Genomic DNA, 16,560 nt, shown 5'->3' with positions numbered 1-16,560 from the left:
CTAATTTCGTATCTAATATCTCGTACCTCGTACCTCAAACCTCATTCCTTCCCATCCACATAATCCTGCAGATAGGCATAGCGTTTCGTCAATTTCCCATTTTGCGTCATGCGTGCGCGTTCTAGGAGTCCGTCTTTGTCGCCGTTGAAAAAGGCGGGAATTACGTTTTTCAGAAAAGCTTCGCCAAATCCGACGCTGGCATCTCGCGGCAATTCGCAAGGCAGATTATCGACCGCCATTACGGCTATAGCCGACTTGTTTTTAAAGTTGACCTCTTGTTCGGTCTTGGGATTATAGCCATAAATCGGTTCGGCGATGGTGGAAGGGCGAATGGTAGTGGCTACCGGTCCATCGATATCGCAGCTGACATCGGCGACGACCTTGATGTTGAACTCCGGGTGTTTGGCATCGTCTCGGGTATACAAATAGGGCGCTCCCTGCCCGTAAAAATGCCCGGCGATATAAAAATCGGTGACCTTGGCAAAGCGGAAAAAGTTAGATTTGTACTCCTGCGGATTTGCAAAGAAATCGGCTTTATTGCCCCGTGTCCCATCTTTGCGTTTGTTGTATTCCGAGGCATCGATTTGACAATATACGGGTTCGTTGAAATCTTGATCCAAGTACTCGGTAACATTTACTTTTCGAATGCCCATGGCATCGAGCATTTCGCGGGACCCGTTCCCGACGCGCCCGCGCCCGGTCAAGAGGATTTTGATGTTGGGAAGTTTTATTTTTTTAAGTTCTTGGATTAACGCCTGTTGGTCGGCCAGGGTTTCGGCCTTTGGTAATTGAAACAGTCCGAATTTGAGTCCGTATGCGCGAAATCCGTTGTATGCGCCGACAATCCCCGCATAACGGCCAAAGGCGACCAGGCGTTGTTCTTTTTCGTTGGTAATGACTTCATGGTCGTAGAGTTCGATGTTCTTTTCGAGGATGGCCCGCAACAACTTCCGGTTGTAGGGCTGTTTTTTGATGGTATGCGAAAAGAAGAAGTATTTTTTATTGGGGATAAGCGAACGAATGGGTACTTCCTTGACGCCTAAGAGGACGTCGCATTCCTTCATTTTGTTGGCGACTTGAATTCCTGCCTCTTTATATTCGGCATCGGCAAACACCCGAATGGGAGAGGGTTCGACGATAATTTCTGCCTTGGGATGGCTGGAAAGGACTTTTTGGCAGGCTTCCGGGGAGAGGACGACGCGCCTGTCCGGTGGATTTTTACGTTCGCGGATGATTCCGAATTTCATTTGGTTTGTTGTTATGTTAGTGGGTTAGTTTGTTATTGGGTTATTGGGTTATGGTTAGGTATCTATGAGTTTATGGGTTTAGGTGTTTATTAGTTTATTTTCTTGGCTTTTAGACTCTTGGAACCTGGAAGCCAAAACTGCCAACTGCTACCGTCTACTGCCAACTTTCAACACGGCATACTATTTGCCATAAATGTACTGGGTTCTGCGACGGTTCGCAAGTTTTTGTTAGCTTTGCAGCCGCGTTAGGGATAGAGGCAAGTACCCCGCACGAACGTGCCGTTAGGTACGGGCAGGCGTGTACTGCCGAAAGCCCGACGGGTGCACCGAAGCTTCGGCCAAGGTGTACCGGAACGCCCAGAATGATAGTTCTTTGAAAAAAATCATTGGGAAACGAACTCCATACCTTTAGGGACAGAGTAGAGGTCCTCTTACGCTAAAGCTACAGAGGGTTCGATTCGTTTACGATTGGCAAAGCTAATCGAACTCATTGAAGGGGCCGACTGGTTTTGACAGCGAGACCAATTGGAATATAAGCATGCCGAGCGCCGGTCAACAGCTCGTTAATCTCATTTTCCACACTTTTAATTGGCGATAATAACTACGCTCTTGCCGCTTAATCCGAATTACAGTAGGATTTAGCCTCGTTCCGACAAGGTCGGAAAGCGAGATGTCCCTGAATAGCCCTTGTTGGCGGCGATTCTCAAAGGGGCACCAGAAAAGTCAACACAAGGGTAGCATTCGCTTTGGTGCTACCACCAAAATCTAAAGAAGCTAAGCGTTGGTTGGGCCGTTTCCGGTCAGGCCTGCGTCGAAAATCAATCGGAAACTAAGCATGTAGAAAGTATTGCGATTGCTTGTTTGGACGAGGGTTCGAATCCCTCCGGCTCCACCTTCGCCCTCCTACGCTCGTCGCTTTGCGCGAGCTTCGGAGGGCTTTTTAATTTAATCGATAAGTTGAAAACTTCTAGTCTTCAAGTTCGGAGGGTTTCGGTGGATGTAGATCCATTGTTTGTCAACAGTGCCAGTGCTCCGAAGCTCGAGGTACGAAGAGCGTAGGAGAATTTTTTTTATCTTTCTTTTATAATTTTATCCAAAAAAACCATGGACCTCCCGTATGCCGTTTACATATTGAAGTGTGCCAATGGCAAATACTATACAGGATATACCACCAATATTACTCAGAGATTGATCGGGCACCAAAAAGGCGAAGTAAGTTTTACTAAAGACAAACTTCCTGTTGAATTGGTACACCTATCCCTTTTTATAGACAAACAAAAGGCCTACGATTTTGAAAGATATTTGAAGACTGGCTCGGGCTTCGCATTTCGAAATAAGAGGTTAGTTTAATGCAATGAGCATGTCCCGTAGCTTCAGCGAAGGAGTATCATCTTCATCCTCCGTAGCTGCGAGGTAACGAGCAGCGTAGAAGGAGGAATACGCGGTTACTTTGATTAGTATCCACATGCTCCGAAGCTCAGAGCGTAGCGAAAAGCGAAGGAGTAGTATCTTCGAAAGCAGCAAAAACCACCCGTGTCAAACGTCAAATCTTGGTTACGAACCCTTGTTGAACTTTTCGAAGTCTTGTTTAATAGCGCGCAACGCAACAATCGTGGGCGGACATGGCACCAACATGTGGTACCTTATCAAGAAGGATGGGCCGTTCGCCGTGAAGGGAACCAACGCATCACCAGCAAGCACCGAAAACAGAGCACCGCCATCAACAAGGCCAAATGTTTGGCCCGAAAATACAAGGCTGATGTCATCATCCATCGCAAAAGTGGCGGTATTCGGGACCGGATTAGCTATCCTGATTAGGTCTAGGTCGAACGAACTAGCAACTTCTTAAGGCATAAATTGAACCGAATGGGATCATACTTGTTTCGCGCACAATGTATTTTAGTTTAAAGTTTCAACAGGGGCACGGGTAAAAAGCAAGACTTATGACAAAAAAGGAACTATTGGGAAAGGAACTAAGCAATCTCTACGCCATTGCAAAACAGGTAAACACCTATTTTAACGGAAGTGATATCAGTTTTCTTACGGAAAGGTCACAAGTGGTGCTCGCCGACTATGTACAATTCAGTTGCGGGAGCGAAGGGGACACCTCCGAAACCTTAAAGGCGATCCAAGTGAATCCTGGCAATACTACCGACTCGATTGTGAATGAGATTACCGAAAACCTAGAGGCTATCGTAAAGAGCAACCTAGGCAATCCGATGAAAGAGCTTAGTTATCAATTGTCATTGAATCGTTTGATGGCCTACCATACGGCTAATATCGAAAATGTTTCTAGTCTAAAGGCCATGATAGATTCTGGCGAAAAAATTGCATAGGAGTTTCTTATTCCATTGTCATCAATTTCCCTTAAAAATTCAGTGTTTTCCTTAGCGGCTAGCAACAAGTTGATTTAGGGCCCTGGGAACCTTTTAAAGAATTGCTGTCTTCCTGAATCCAAGGAAAGGCTAAAAGACCATCAAAAGGCCAAATAGCATTTACAAAGGACAAACTCCCTGTTGTAACGGCGACAGGGCGAATCACCATTGTAGACAAATTATATATTGAGCATACATCCATCTGCTCCGCAGCTGAACCACATCGGAAAGCTTATACGTATTTGTTATTTTACTCTATCAACTTCGAGGCTTTGATAGTTACCGGGCCTATAAGGCCCGCCGATAGAAGCTCATCCCCTTTTTCGAAGAATTTTTGGGTGGCGAAGGTTGAACGTTTTGTGTTTGGAGGAGGTTCGTTGTTGACATACCAATCCGGCATTTCTTCGGAATCGAAATATCCAGAAGTATCCGGATAATTTTCATCACCGATAAGCCTATTGGTCCATTGATTGGTCACCTCTATTATCAATATATTCTCGCCTTTTTTGGCTGCTTCCGTGATATCGATTTGGTAGGGAGACTTCCAAAGTACGCCCAGATGTTTTCCGTTCAGGGACACTTTTGCGGCGACGTGCACTTCACCAAGGTCCAGCTTTAGCCTAAGCCCTTTGGCCAAAGTTTTCTTGGACAGGTCGAAGGTCTTGTTGTAGGTTGCCGAGCCTGAAAAATACTTGATTTCGGTATCGCTGTGTTGACTCCAGTCGACCAATTCGGGAAATTGAAGCGTTTTTTGGTCTGAATTGGGAAGGGGAAACGTAACATCCCAGCTTCCTGTAAGGGATATTGCTTCCGGAATTTTTTCGACTTCTAATTTTTTTGTTTTGCCATCGGTCAATCGCACTTCGAATTCACCGGACTTCGATACTTCATATTTCAACCCGCTCTGCTCCGAAAAAATTGCCTGTACCTCAGGATGGGCAAGCACATACTTGGGATCAACGCTGATGCTATTTTCTGAAGGGGTCTTAAAAACGACAAAAGTGGAGCCTTCCGTTGGCAGTGTCACGAGCGTCGTAGTCGTTCCGTTTTTATGATGTTCGAAGGTGCCCGATTTGATAGCCTCTCCGGTCATTGGATCCCATAGTTCCGGAATTTTATCCGCTACGTTAAACGTACATTGGAATGTCTTGGAGGTTTCATGGGGATTGTAAAAGAAATAGATGTCCTCGTTCTCCGTTTTGCGATGGGTATAGCCAATGTCTTCACCTTGATCCATAACCAAGTCCTTCGGAATGTTATACGTCTCGTAAAGTTCTTCCCAGGCTTCGTCGGTTTTGGTTTTCGGCGAGCTCCAGATTTTTTCCACCAATTCGTCGAACTCTTTTTTATCGGTAGGTGAATGATTGTAACCGCCCAGTTTCTGGGGCTTTTCTCCTGTGATAATGATACCCTTAGCCGCCAGATCCGCTATTTTTCGCAATGTGGTCAGTTTTACTTCCTTCATATTCTTCAGGTGGAGCATATAGTAGGAAATCCCGTTGGGAAGTACCATTTTGTCATCTTCTACTTCAATTCTATTGATAAGGGCATCCGAATTGATGCAATCGAAATTCACATAATCCGGTAGTTTGGGCTGAATAGATCTCGCCTGATAACTGGAACTGGGGGTTCCATCTCCCACAAAGACAAGTAAGTCGGAAACCGGGATACCCTTTCGTAACAGGTATTGACCCCTCGCCAGGTATTTGAACCAACTTTTTCCCGCGCCTTCCCACCAGGTTTGCGTTCTATCTATATGCGAACCCCAAATGCCCATGGTAATTCCCGGGGCCACGTGGGTGTTTGCCTGATGGGTAAAACGATGGAACATAAACTCGTTGATGCCTAGGCTCCAGGCGATATCGCCGGTCAGCTTCATGAATCCCGGATGGCTTTTCCAATTTATATCCGGTTGTGCGGAGAACGATTCGGCGGAAACGATATTCTTTCCATAGATTCTGGCTCCGGAGACTGCGGTCTCGGTCTGATAGCGTTGGTGCATCCAGAATTCGCCCATAGGAATGTCGACACTCCTTGCCGCATCCAATTCGTTGAAAGCCGCGTTAAAGCTGTAAGGCTCCACATAACTGATGAGGCCCTCGTCATGACATAGTTCTGTGAAATAGTCGAAATAATTCTCGACCATGAGCTGGCTATTGAAGTTTCTGATATCCCAAAGAATACGTTCCGTGGTATCGAGATCATCGATGTACCGACCGGCGTATAGGGGCAGGAAGTCCAGTATATCATATCCGAAGTGTTCCTTGAACTGTTCTTCGTAGCCCTGGGTCCAGTTTTGCCCCCCGACCTCATAGCTGTCAATTTCGATATACTGAAGCGCATTGGGCGCTACGGGCTTGGAAACATCTATGACATTTTTAACGTACCCGTCGAAAAAGGTTTTGAAAGAAGCCCTGCTCATTTTGTCTACCTCCCATCCGCGGCCCTCGTCCGATGCGGGACTGTTGACCGCGCCGGTTATCGTGTAACCGAAGCGCATGATGGTCCAATCGCCTTCCGGTAGGGTAGTTTTTAGGTTTCCGTTTTCATCAACGGCTTCCGTAACATTGACCATATCTTCTTTGCGGATGATCATCTCGCTGGATGCCTCATCCAAATCGGGCAGCCTGCGGTTCTCGAACCTATATAAACTCGTACGTGGTAACATATCGTTATATCGATATACCGCACTCAGGTCTATTTCGGAAAGCTCAAAATCCATATCGGTGACAAAACGGAAATACTTTGCGGTAATGGCTGCGAAATGTTGGTCAATGGCATACTCCTTTTTTCCTTGCCGTAAAACGGTAAAGTCCATAACATCCTCGAAATGGATTCCGTCTTCGGAAGTTTGCAGTTTTGTAATACCATTTTCCCGTTTTTTCTCGCAGTTTAGGTAAAAGGACCTGACGGTGTGAGGTTGCTTGTATTCCCATTGGATCCATGATATTTCACCTTCCGGTACTCGCAACCAGCTCCTCTCGTCAATTTTGCCGTCAGTTATTAAATTCGTATCGAAATCATCGCTAGAGGCGGTTACTTTGGGTTTGGAATTTGCATCGATGACTTCAGATGGTAGGGATGGATATGCGATGGTGGCCACGTCTCTATAAAAGTCGCCGCGTCGGGTAGGTTCAGGCAGTTGTACATTGACCTTTCCACCTTCAACGACAATCTTACGGTGTACGATTTGTTTCATGGAGTGCTCGGGAGCTACCCAGGGACCACCACTTGAAGTCCAACCATCACAATTGTGGACGCCGAAACTTAGGCCCAAACGCTCACATTCCGCAGCCGCGTGCCCGGTCATGGCGATGTGTTCTGGGGAATTAAAGACGACATCCCCTTTTTTGGTAAAAGCCGAAACGTTGAATAAAATAATACCGCCGATGCCCGTTGCGGCCATGGCCTCTAAATCCTTGGTCAATCCGGCTTTACTCATATTGCCGCTCATGGCATGCATCCAGGTTTTTGGCCGATATTCCGGTTCTGGATCGGAAAATTTTTCCTGCGATAGCGCATCACCCGAAGTTTGGGCACTTAAGATGCCACAGGCAAGGATGGCAAGACCAGTTCGAAAAATAGTAGTCATTTTGTACACTTATAGCTGAATTTTTTGTTCTTGTTTAAAACTTATGGATACCGGTCCCAAAAGCCCGGAAGGCATCAACGAATCATCCTTCTTATAAAATTGCCCGGAATCAAAAGTCGTTCGCGGACCTTCGGGCATAGGTTCATTGTTGATGTACCAGTCCGGCATCTTACTGGAATCGCTGGGAATGTAGCCCGATAACCGGTATCCATCTGCTTGCTCTGGGAAATGCTCGTCGCCGATAAGTCTGTTCGTCCATAAATTCGTCACTCGTATCTCAAGATTGTTATCTCCCTTCTGAAGGTATTTGCTTATGTCCAGGGTAAACGGTGCCATCCAGAGTACGCCGGCGCTCTTTCCGTTTACAATCACTTCAGCGGCTATTTTAACCTCCCCAAGGTGCAATACGGCCCTGTCACCATCCTTCAGTTTTTTCGGGATAGCGACCGATTTTCGGTATATGGCCGTTCCGGAATAAAACCGGATGGAGTCGTTTTCATGCTCTTTCCAATCCAAAAGGGTTTTGAAGGGGGTTTTAGCCGGATAATTGTACTCTTTCAAGAATTCTACTTCCCACGAGCTATTCAAATCGATGGTGTCCCTATTGCTCTTAAGTTTTAAATTGACTTTTTCCCCACTGGCCAAGGTTAGGGAATGGGTTCCCTCTTTTTCACCGATATATATAATCTTGTTGTCTTCGTTCAGGAATAGATTCGATTCGCCCGATACCGAGATGACGGGATCGACAGCGTCAGCGGTTTCCCGAAATACGATGAAGGCGGATTCAAGCGGTTGAAGATCGAGCCAAACCCGGGTTCCATTTTTTTCGCTTTTAAAACGGGCCAATTTTGTCGTTTGACCGGTATGCGGATTCCATACTTCAGGAATCTTGTTCGCAACGCGAAATACACTCTCATAGCTGACTGTCTCCTCCTTGTCATTGTAGAAAAAATAGATGTCGGCTTCTTCGGATTTACGGTGGATAAATTCCTTTTCAAGGCCTTCTACCGCAAAATCTGATTGAACTTGGGTAAAATCAAAGGTTGCCGAGCTATTGGGCATGCCCCATATTTCAGCAATCAGGTTCTCAAACTCCTGTTGTTGTTGATCGGTAACTTGGTATCCTGCCAGTTTTTTTGGTTTTCCCCCAATTACCTGTATTCCCGCCTCGGCTATTTCTTTAATTCTATGTAGGGTCGACAATTTGGTCAGCTGCATATCTTTCAATACAAGATAACCGTATGCGTTGCCCTCGGGAAGTTTTAGTTTGCCGTTCTCTATCGTCATTCGATTGATAAGGGCGTCGGTATTGGTGCAATCGTAGTTCAGTCCCACGGGAATTTCGATACCCAGTTCATCGCGTTTGAAGCCATCGGTATGCGGCCGGTCACCGACGAAAACCAGCACATCGGCAACAGGATGCCCCTGCCGTAGTAGATAGCTGCCTCGGGAGATATATTCGAACCATGCCTTGCCGGCATTCATCCACCATGCTTGGGTACGGTCGATATGTGCGCCCCAGGTACCCATGGTCAGTCCTGGTTTGACATTTAGATTGGCCTGATGTACGAACCTATGGAACATAAATTCATTGACCCCTGCAACCCAGGCCATGTCGCCGGATTTTTTAGCCAATGCCGGATGCATTTTCCAATTCAGGTCCGGTTTAGTGGTAAAGGCCTCGGCCGAGATGATATTCTTGCCATAGATATGGGCCCCGTCAATGGTACCGGTCAATCGTTTTTGCCGGGGTCGGTTCATCCAAAATTCGGTCATCGGTAAATCGACATTTTTGGAAATATCCAAGGTACTTACCGGTCCGGCCCCATAGGGTTCCACATAACTCTTCAACCCGTTTTCGTTGCATAGCTCGGTAAAATAGTCGAAGTAATTTTTGGTCATCAAATCACAGTACACCTCGTTGATGTCAAAACTAAATCCGGATACCGCATCGACGCTTTCAACAATACGTCCGGCATATACGGGCAGGAAAGGGAGGATATCGTATCCCTTTTCACCCCGGAACAAGGTGGCGAAATCATCCGTCCAGTTTTGCCCACCCATTTCATAACTGTCGATTTCTATATACTGCAAGGCATTAGGGGCACTTTCCCGGGCGTTGTCTATTACTCTTTTGGAAAATGCGTCGAAATGCTGCTTTAAGGCCGGACGACTGAACTTATCGCATTCCAGACCGATGCCCCATTTTGATGCCGGCCAGTTTTTAGCGGCCGTAGAAGTATATCCGAACCGCAGCACGGTCCATTTTCCCTTGGGTAGCTTACCCTTCAAGACCCCGTTTTCGGACATGCTTCCGGTCAAATCGATAATGGATTTTTTGTCGATAATGGTACTGGAATCCTGCCCCTGGGCGATATCTAGATAACTGCCCGGACTTCCTAGACCGCTATAGCCTAGGTAGTTTTTAAAAAAACGCGTCGCACGCATATCGATTTCCCTGATATCGGTTTCCTTTTCGAAGGACATTCGAAAATAGCGCGCGGTGATGGGGTCAAATGATTCGCTGAAAATCCTTTTCTTTTTTCCGATCCGGGTGGGACGTGCAAAAGATTTTACAAGGCTAAAATTTTGACCATCGTCGGAAGTCTCCAGCGTAGCGCTTAAATCGTTACCAATATAGGATGCGTACACGGATCTGATGGTATGCTCCTTGCCGTAATCGAAAAGGATCCAAGGCTTTTCGTTGCTCTTGGCGTTCAGGGCGGTAGACTCACCGTTTAGGCCATCCGAAGCGGTTTCGATATCGAAATTTTCATCGGAGGCGGTAATGGTGGGCTCGACTTGGGCATCGATTATTTCCGACGTATGGGCGGGGTAGGCAAGGACCGCGATGTCTTTATAAAATCCTTCGTTTGTGGTAGGCTGCGATAATTCGGTCTCGATTTCTCCGCCATCGACAACGGTCTCGCTCCAGACCACCATTTTCATACTTTGTTCCGGCTTTATCCACGGTCCGCCACTAGAGGTCCAACCATCACAGTTATGTACGCCGAAGCTCAAGTTCAGGCGCTCACATTCTTGCGCCGCATGGGTAATAATTTGGTGGTGCTTTTCGGAATTATAGGGAGTATCCCCATAGGGAATCTTGTTGGCAATATTGAACAGTAAAACCCCACCTTGACCGGCTGCTGCAATAGCTTCCAAGTCTTTGGTCATACCGGCCTTGCTCATGTTCCCGCTCATGGCGTGCATCCAGGTTTTCGGTTTGGTCGAATTCGGCGGATTTTTAAAATTCGATTCCATGGTCCCGGAGCCCTCGGAATTTTGGGAATGCCCAACGCTTATAAAGCAAAAGGCAAGTAAAATTTGAAATATTCGTTTCATTTTCATATCGTTTGTTCTAAATAGGCGTTCTAGCTGTGTTTCCTAAAAATTATCGAGCGGTTCTTTGCCCCTTGTTTTTTCGAAGGTTGTATTCCTCCAATCCATCATTTTCATAGTATCGACCTCAAGGTTCATTACCGAAACCGTCGTAAAAATCCTGTAAGGTGTAAAAGGCTTTCTTTTTATCACCCGTTTCGGAGATAAGCCCTTTTCTATTGTATCCGTTCTGATAGACATCGTGCATACGTCTCGGCGATCTGAAATCGGTCAAGATCCAAGGTGTCATACCGCTGAGCTGTGGAATTTTCGCTAGCGTAGGAAGCGTCTCTTCGTATAGATATTCCTGATTTTCCTCGGTCCACATTTCTGTTTTGTTCCCGTGGTTTCCTTGTAGGGCGGCCGCTCCGAACTCGGAGATGATCACAGGTTTATCTATATCTATTTCCCAGCGGATATTCTTTAGATTCTCAATGGCACCCCCGTACCATCCATAATATTGGTTAAAGCTGACGATATCGACCACCTCGGCAAATTTATCCTCAATGACCATTTTGTCTTTATTCCCTTCACTTGGATGATCTTCCAGAGCGGCGGTTATCAACCGGGTACTGTCCAAACTTTTGGTCGTGTTGGCGAGGTCGGTCAGAAACTTTAGGCGTGCGTCGGATTGTGGGGTCTCGTTGGCCATTGACCAGATGATTACGGATGCCCGGTTCTTGTCACGCGCGATTACCTCTTTCAACTGCGTTTCAGCCCGGTTATACGTTTTGCTGTTCTCCCAGTCAATGGTCCAATACACCGGTATTTCTTCCCACACCAGTAAGCCGAGCTCGTCGGCCAAGCGGACCATATTTTCGTTATGGGGATAATGGGCCAATCTGACGAAATTGCATCCCAATTCTTTCGCCCAGCCCAATAGGACCCTGGCATCTTCCATGGAATAGGCCCTTCCCCCGCGCATCACATTTTCTTCGTGTATCGATATTCCCTTTAGGAAAATCTTGTCCTTGTTGAGTAGGATGTCCGAACCTTTGGTAGCTATGTTCCGAAAACCGATAGTATCCGAAATTTCGTCCGAATCCGTGCTGAGGGTCACGGCATATCTTTTTGGGTTCGTGGTAGTCCATCTCACCAATTTTTTTGCCGGTATCTCAATGGTGGCGAAGCCTTCAGCATCGGTAGTGACGGATTTCTTGATTTTCAGTCCCGGGATGCTGATTTCGACACGGGTGTCGGCTTTTGCAGGTCCGTTCAGCTGTAAACTTCCTGTAAGTAGTGATGGATTTTTGGTATCCAATTGAAGATTATAATCCTCTATGAAAGTCTGGCTTAATTCGTAAATCGTAACACCTCTGGTGATGCCGCCATAGTTCCACCAATCGGTACTGACCGTGGGAACCTCATCGGCCGCTCGCTTATTATCTACCCGGACGATGACAAAATTATCCTTAGCCTTGAGCAGTTCGGTCATCTCGAAATTAAATGGAGTGAACCCCCCTCGATGCGTTCCCAGTTTTTTGCCGTTGACGTAGACATCCGCGAAGTAATTGACCGCTCCGAAATGCAAATAGTAACGTTTTTTGGCATCAAAATCAGGTATATCGAAAGATTTCTTGTACCAAAGCGTTCCCTCGTAGTACAACAGATTCTCTTTTTGCGAATTCCAATCCCCTGGAACCACGAGGGTAGGCGCTACGTCGAAGTCATATTCTACCCGATCGGTTTCATCTTTCGGCTTACTATTCAGGAAATAGGCCCCCGCACCGGGATTTTCGGATTGATCGTGAGGTTCCCGTCGGTAATTGTAAAATCCTGATTCATACGGATCCAGGATGTAGTTCCATCTGCCGTTTAGTGTTGATCCGTCTCGGGAATAAGCGTTTTGTAATAGGTTCTCTTGCGAAAAAAGTTGGGTGGATGCAAGAAGCATCAACAATAGGGGAATCAGTTTCTTCATGGTGATTTTTAATGATTTTTTTGGACTACCAATGATTTCGTTTATTGAACATTTAGGTTCTAAGCCGGAGGGCACGTCAGCGCAAGTTTTTAAAGTTGTGTTCATGATCGGTAGCCTCCTTGCGAAGTGCCACTTTTTGGGCCAATTCTTCTATTACGGTGTTGTACTGTGCATCGGCGATCACGTTAACGGTTTCCAACGGGTCGTTCTTATGGTCGTAGAGTTCCCGGTCCAAAACTTCCCCGGACTTTAATTGTACCCATTCCACGTAGTTGTACCGATTGTCGGTAACGGAATATCCCATAACGGTCTTATCATAGTTCCATCGGTTATCCGGCCAGATGGAATAGGCATAAGCTTTTTCTTTGGGTTCGGTTTCCGGGTCGTTCAATATGGAAACAAGACTTTTCCCGTCTAAATGGGCGGGCGGCTTCAGGCTGCAAAGTTCCGCAAGGGTAGGGTAGAGGTCCAAGATTTCGACCGGATGGTCATAGATTGCACCTTTCTTTCCTTGGGGGATATTGAAAATCAGAGGAACATTGGTGTCCAGGTTCATATTAGACCATTTGCACCAACTATTATAATCCCCGAGCTTATAACCGTGATCGCCCCAGAGCACGACAATGGTGTTCTCTTTGAGTTCCAATTCCTCAAGTTTGTCCATGAGCTTACCGACTTGGGCATCGATGTACGATACACAGGCGAAATAGCCCCTTCTCAGGGTAATGGCAGTGGAGTCCGCTACCTCCGAAAAGCTATCGGGTGTTCCGTAGTAATTGGTGAGTTCCCCTGTTGGACGTACCGTATAGTGGTTGGAATTCTTGGGTCGCTCCGTAAGTGGGGAAAGCGATACGCTCCCTTCGGGATAAAGGTCCCAATATTTTTTAGGAGCATTGAAGGGCAGGTGTGGCTTGACCAGCCCAACGGCCATGAAAAAAGGTTTTTCCTGATTCTTTAAATTTTCCAAGGCCCGTATAGCGTTATGCGTGTTCAGGCCATCTTGGTAAATGGTATCGTGCACGTCGGCGGATTCAAAGGGCGGACCACGTCTCTCCTTCTCCGTTAGCGCCATTTTTTCAATAGCTTCCTCCGTGACGTATCCCAATCCTTTCCAAGTACCGTTCGCTTCTATGTAGTCCTCTCCGAACTGGTTTTCGGTATCTTGCCCGTAATGATAGATTTTCCCCAAAGAGGCAATGGCATATCCTTCCTGTTCGAAAAAGCGGTTCATGGTTAGTACATCAGGGATTATATCATTTACGGACTCCCCCGTATATATGCCTTGCCTTTCAGGCCTGATTCCGCTTAGTATAGAGGCCCTGGAAGCCATACAGATAGCCTGTTGAACATGGGCATTCGCAAAGCGCACACCGTTTGCCGCCATGCGGTCGATATTCGGTGATTTGATGTGGGATGCACCATAGCAGTTCAGCTCGGTTCGCAGATCATCGACTGCTATAAATAGCACATTATAAGCGGTTTTCTCTTCTTTTTCTGATTCAACACAGCCAAATAGCGGCAGAAAAGCGAATAAAATTAAACTTCGAAAAAATCCAATCGATTGTATCATTTGACCTTTTAATGAATTAGATGGCGTATAAATTTCCAATAAGTTAACAAAATACAGAGTTGAAATCTGATCATATCACGAATTCTTTCATCCTATTTATGTTCTAGATAAGAGACCCTTTAATATTTTTGGAATGTAATTCGGATCACCTTTGACCTTGTCACAAAGACTTCTCCAATTGACTTAGGTCATCTCTCATTTCTCCGTTTGGGCCATATATTACCGGTGCAATATAACTATCCCTGATTCGGTCTTTTTCGCGGTCCTTGTAATGACACCAAACGTGGTACCAATTGTCTTTCCACTCAAAGAAGTCTCCGTGGGCATAGGATGTTTCAAGCCCCCAGCCTTCCCCAATAAGTCCTTGGGTTTCGTAAGGGCCGTAAAGATTTTTTGAGGTTGCGTAATATCCTGAACAACTCAAATAGTAAATGCCATTGTGTTTGTGCAAAGAATTTTTGTCGGTATCCGGAAAAAATGTGGTTCGATTGATCGTGATAGGTTTGGGCTCCTCATCGAGCTCGATCATCGAATTTTTTAGCCTTGCAATTTTATAGCCTTTTTCACCGTAAATAATATACGGGGTATTATCGTCATCGATAAAGATGCTAGGATCAAAAGAATCTACCAAGGGTTTTCCTAAGGCATCTTTGTAAGGACCTTCAGGTTTTGAAGCTACCATAACCCCCGTGCTTTCTTTTCGGTTGGAGAAATACCAATAGTACTTTCCATTTCTTTCCACAATATCACCGGCCCAACAGGAAGTATTCCCCTTCCCCATATAATTATCATCGGGGCTAATCGTTGCTACAAAGTCCCAATTCTTTAAATCAGTTGATTTGTAGATTCGCCAATCGGGCATAACCCAATCATTAACACCAAAACCAATATCATGACCAGTAAAAACATAACAAACGTCATCTACTACCAACATGTGCGGATCGGACATGCCCGGTTCATCTATTAACGGATTCGTCAAGGTTTGTGGCAATTCGTCGACCTTGTCCATATCTTGCTTTTCTACCTGATTATCAGCTTTATTTTGTGATTTAAACTTAAAAAAAAACAAAATTGCAACGACAGCGACCAGAACGGTTATGACACTAGTTTTACTTATTTTCATTTTATTAAATTTGATTTTTAAGGCAAATCTTCCTCCAGGTTTATCTATTGATTGCGGCCGGAAATTTATTTTGATTACGCGGATACGTTAGGACTTTATCTTGTCCTAATCGTCAGCATCCACTGTCAACTCCCAAAAAATTTTAGGTGAAAGGAATGGTTTGACAAGATAAAAAAAATTGCGCTTTGCACCTCTGAAAAGAAAACGTTTAGGGTAGACCCTCGGTAATTTTGGAAACAATAGTATTATTTTCTAAGCATCTTATTTAGAGCTGGACCTGGAATTCTTCAAACACTACATCCCGATTTCTAACCACCAAGGTATCCCTCACATTATGGATTTCGTTGTTTTCGGTATCGCTATATGTGTATTCCAGATAAATAACGTCGCGAGGTTCGTTACCCCATGAGTCACCGTTTTCAACAAATTGGCCCGTTCCTGAAACGTCTTATTCCATGAGGTTTCCTGATGAGCCAACTCATATAGGATGGCCTCGTTTGCTATTCCAATGGATGAATAGGAGTCTAATTGACGGGGTAGTTTAGATACGGATTTAACCGTGGCATTTCCCGTAAGTGTCAATTGCGCTTCCCCTATGAGACCTCTTTTGGTCGTGATCAATATTACACCATTACCGCCCCGTACCCCGAATACGGCGGTAGCCGACGCATCCTTTAAGACTGAAATTTGTTTGATGTCGTTTACATCTATATCACCGATTCCGTCTCGCACTACACCATCGATAAGAATCAAGGGTTGACCACCGTCCCCATTCCACGTACCTTGTCCCCTTATGAAGATTCTGGGATCGGTTTGTCCCGGCAAACCGCTCGATGAAGTAGCAATGACTCCGGGTAATCTACCTTGTAGTGCTTCCCCCACATTGGTCACTCCGCCCGCCTGCAAGAGATCATCGCCCTCGGTAACTGAAATCGCCCCTACGACACTTTCCTTTTTTTGCCTTCCGTAACCTACTACCACTACGTCGTCTAATTGTTCCGCAGCGGTGGATAAGGTTACGGATATCTCGTTCCTTCCCTCCACGGGAATCTCTTGGGCCTGCATTCCTATATAAGAAAACATTAGAATGGCGGATTCGTCAGCAACGCTTATCGAATAGGAACCATTAAAATCGGCAACTGTGCCATTTCGGGTACCTTTTTCAATGACCGTAACCCCAGGGAGAGGAATTCCACCTTCGTCTACTACTGTTCCTGTAATTGTTTTTTCCTGCGCAAAAATTAACGAGCAACACAAAAAGGGCAATACGACTATACAAATTTTTAATCTGTCATTTAGTCTCATAAATTTTCGATTTAGTTTAGGTGGTTTTTATTTGAAGTCTTCTCAC

At 45.7% G+C, this 16,560-nt stretch carries 9 protein-coding genes, 1 other RNA gene and 2 pseudogenes; 4 read left to right on the top strand and 8 right to left on the bottom strand.

Annotated features, from left to right (window positions below; genetic code table 11):
* Positions 1-41: 41 nt before the first annotated feature.
* Positions 42-1,247, bottom strand: a complete 1,206-nt coding sequence (locus tag FGM00_RS13025) for an NAD(P)-dependent oxidoreductase (RefSeq protein ID WP_138853332.1) — start codon at positions 1,245-1,247, stop codon at positions 42-44.
* A 495-nt stretch (positions 1,248-1,742) separates the two neighbouring features.
* Between FGM00_RS13025 and ssrA the strand changes: the two genes are divergently transcribed.
* The 4 genes from ssrA (at position 1,743) to FGM00_RS13005 (ending at position 3,583) form a co-directional block, all read left to right on the top strand.
* Positions 1,743-2,142: a transfer-messenger RNA gene (ssrA, locus tag FGM00_RS13020) on the top strand.
* 209 nt (positions 2,143-2,351) lie between these two features.
* Positions 2,352-2,597: a GIY-YIG nuclease family protein gene (locus tag FGM00_RS13015; RefSeq protein WP_138853331.1), complete on the top strand. Its 246-nt coding sequence runs from the start codon at positions 2,352-2,354 to the stop codon at positions 2,595-2,597.
* Between the two features lie 183 nt (positions 2,598-2,780).
* Positions 2,781-3,065 carry a DUF2188 domain-containing protein gene (locus FGM00_RS13010; RefSeq protein ID WP_138853330.1) on the top strand — a complete coding sequence of 95 codons (285 nt, stop codon included), beginning with the start codon at positions 2,781-2,783 and terminating at the stop codon, positions 3,063-3,065.
* Positions 3,066-3,190: 125 nt separating this feature from the next.
* The gene (locus FGM00_RS13005; RefSeq protein WP_138853329.1) at positions 3,191-3,583 is read left to right on the top strand and encodes a hypothetical protein; all 393 of its coding nucleotides are present in this window, start codon (positions 3,191-3,193) and stop codon (positions 3,581-3,583) included.
* Between the two features lie 289 nt (positions 3,584-3,872).
* Here FGM00_RS13005 and FGM00_RS13000 read toward each other — a convergent pair whose 3' ends face one another.
* The 7 genes and pseudogenes from FGM00_RS13000 to FGM00_RS12975 all read right to left on the bottom strand — a co-directional run.
* Positions 3,873-7,214 (bottom strand): glycosyl hydrolase, encoded by a 3,342-nt coding sequence (locus tag FGM00_RS13000; RefSeq protein WP_138853328.1) that lies wholly within the window; start codon positions 7,212-7,214, stop codon positions 3,873-3,875.
* A 9-nt stretch (positions 7,215-7,223) separates the two neighbouring features.
* Positions 7,224-10,559: a glycosyl hydrolase gene (locus tag FGM00_RS12995; protein WP_175416224.1), complete on the bottom strand. Its 3,336-nt coding sequence runs from the start codon at positions 10,557-10,559 to the stop codon at positions 7,224-7,226.
* A 124-nt stretch (positions 10,560-10,683) separates the two neighbouring features.
* A complete protein-coding gene (locus tag FGM00_RS12990; RefSeq protein ID WP_138853326.1) occupies positions 10,684-12,516 on the bottom strand; it encodes a glycoside hydrolase family 2 protein in 1,833 nt (610 codons plus the stop codon).
* Between the two features lie 76 nt (positions 12,517-12,592).
* A complete protein-coding gene (locus FGM00_RS12985) occupies positions 12,593-14,086 on the bottom strand; it encodes a sulfatase (protein ID WP_138853325.1) in 1,494 nt (497 codons plus the stop codon).
* A 160-nt stretch (positions 14,087-14,246) separates the two neighbouring features.
* Entirely contained in the window at positions 14,247-15,209 is a 963-nt protein-coding gene (locus FGM00_RS12980; RefSeq protein WP_138853324.1) for a family 43 glycosylhydrolase, read from the bottom strand.
* A 265-nt stretch (positions 15,210-15,474) separates the two neighbouring features.
* Positions 15,475-15,594, bottom strand: a pseudogene (locus FGM00_RS20145) (hypothetical protein); the annotation flags it as partial.
* A 233-nt stretch (positions 15,595-15,827) separates the two neighbouring features.
* A pseudogene (locus FGM00_RS12975) lies at positions 15,828-16,514 on the bottom strand (carboxypeptidase-like regulatory domain-containing protein); the annotation flags it as partial.
* Positions 16,515-16,560 lie beyond the last annotated feature (46 nt).

Origin of the sequence: Aggregatimonas sangjinii (genome assembly GCF_005943945.1) — a bacterium.
Lineage (GTDB): Bacteria > Bacteroidota > Bacteroidia > Flavobacteriales > Flavobacteriaceae > Pelagihabitans > Pelagihabitans sangjinii.
Note: the sequence above shows the minus strand (reverse complement) of the source record. Positions and strands in the feature narration are given on the sequence as shown.

What these genes read in the sequence shown, in the direction of transcription:
- FGM00_RS13025 (WP_138853332.1), bottom strand. Translation starts at nt 1,247, where the DNA reads ATGAAATTCGGAATCATCCGCGAACGTAAAAATCCACCGGACAGGCGC.
- FGM00_RS13015 (WP_138853331.1), top strand. Translation starts at nt 2,352, where the DNA reads ATGGACCTCCCGTATGCCGTTTACATATTGAAGTGTGCCAATGGCAAA.
- FGM00_RS13005 (WP_138853329.1), top strand. Translation starts at nt 3,191, where the DNA reads ATGACAAAAAAGGAACTATTGGGAAAGGAACTAAGCAATCTCTACGCC.
- FGM00_RS13000 (WP_138853328.1), bottom strand. Translation starts at nt 7,214, where the DNA reads ATGACTACTATTTTTCGAACTGGTCTTGCCATCCTTGCCTGTGGCATC.
- FGM00_RS12995 (WP_175416224.1), bottom strand. Translation starts at nt 10,559, where the DNA reads ATGAAACGAATATTTCAAATTTTACTTGCCTTTTGCTTTATAAGCGTT.
- FGM00_RS12990 (WP_138853326.1), bottom strand. Translation starts at nt 12,516, where the DNA reads ATGAAGAAACTGATTCCCCTATTGTTGATGCTTCTTGCATCCACCCAA.
- FGM00_RS12985 (WP_138853325.1), bottom strand. Translation starts at nt 14,086, where the DNA reads ATGATACAATCGATTGGATTTTTTCGAAGTTTAATTTTATTCGCTTTT.
- FGM00_RS12980 (WP_138853324.1), bottom strand. Translation starts at nt 15,209, where the DNA reads ATGAAAATAAGTAAAACTAGTGTCATAACCGTTCTGGTCGCTGTCGTT.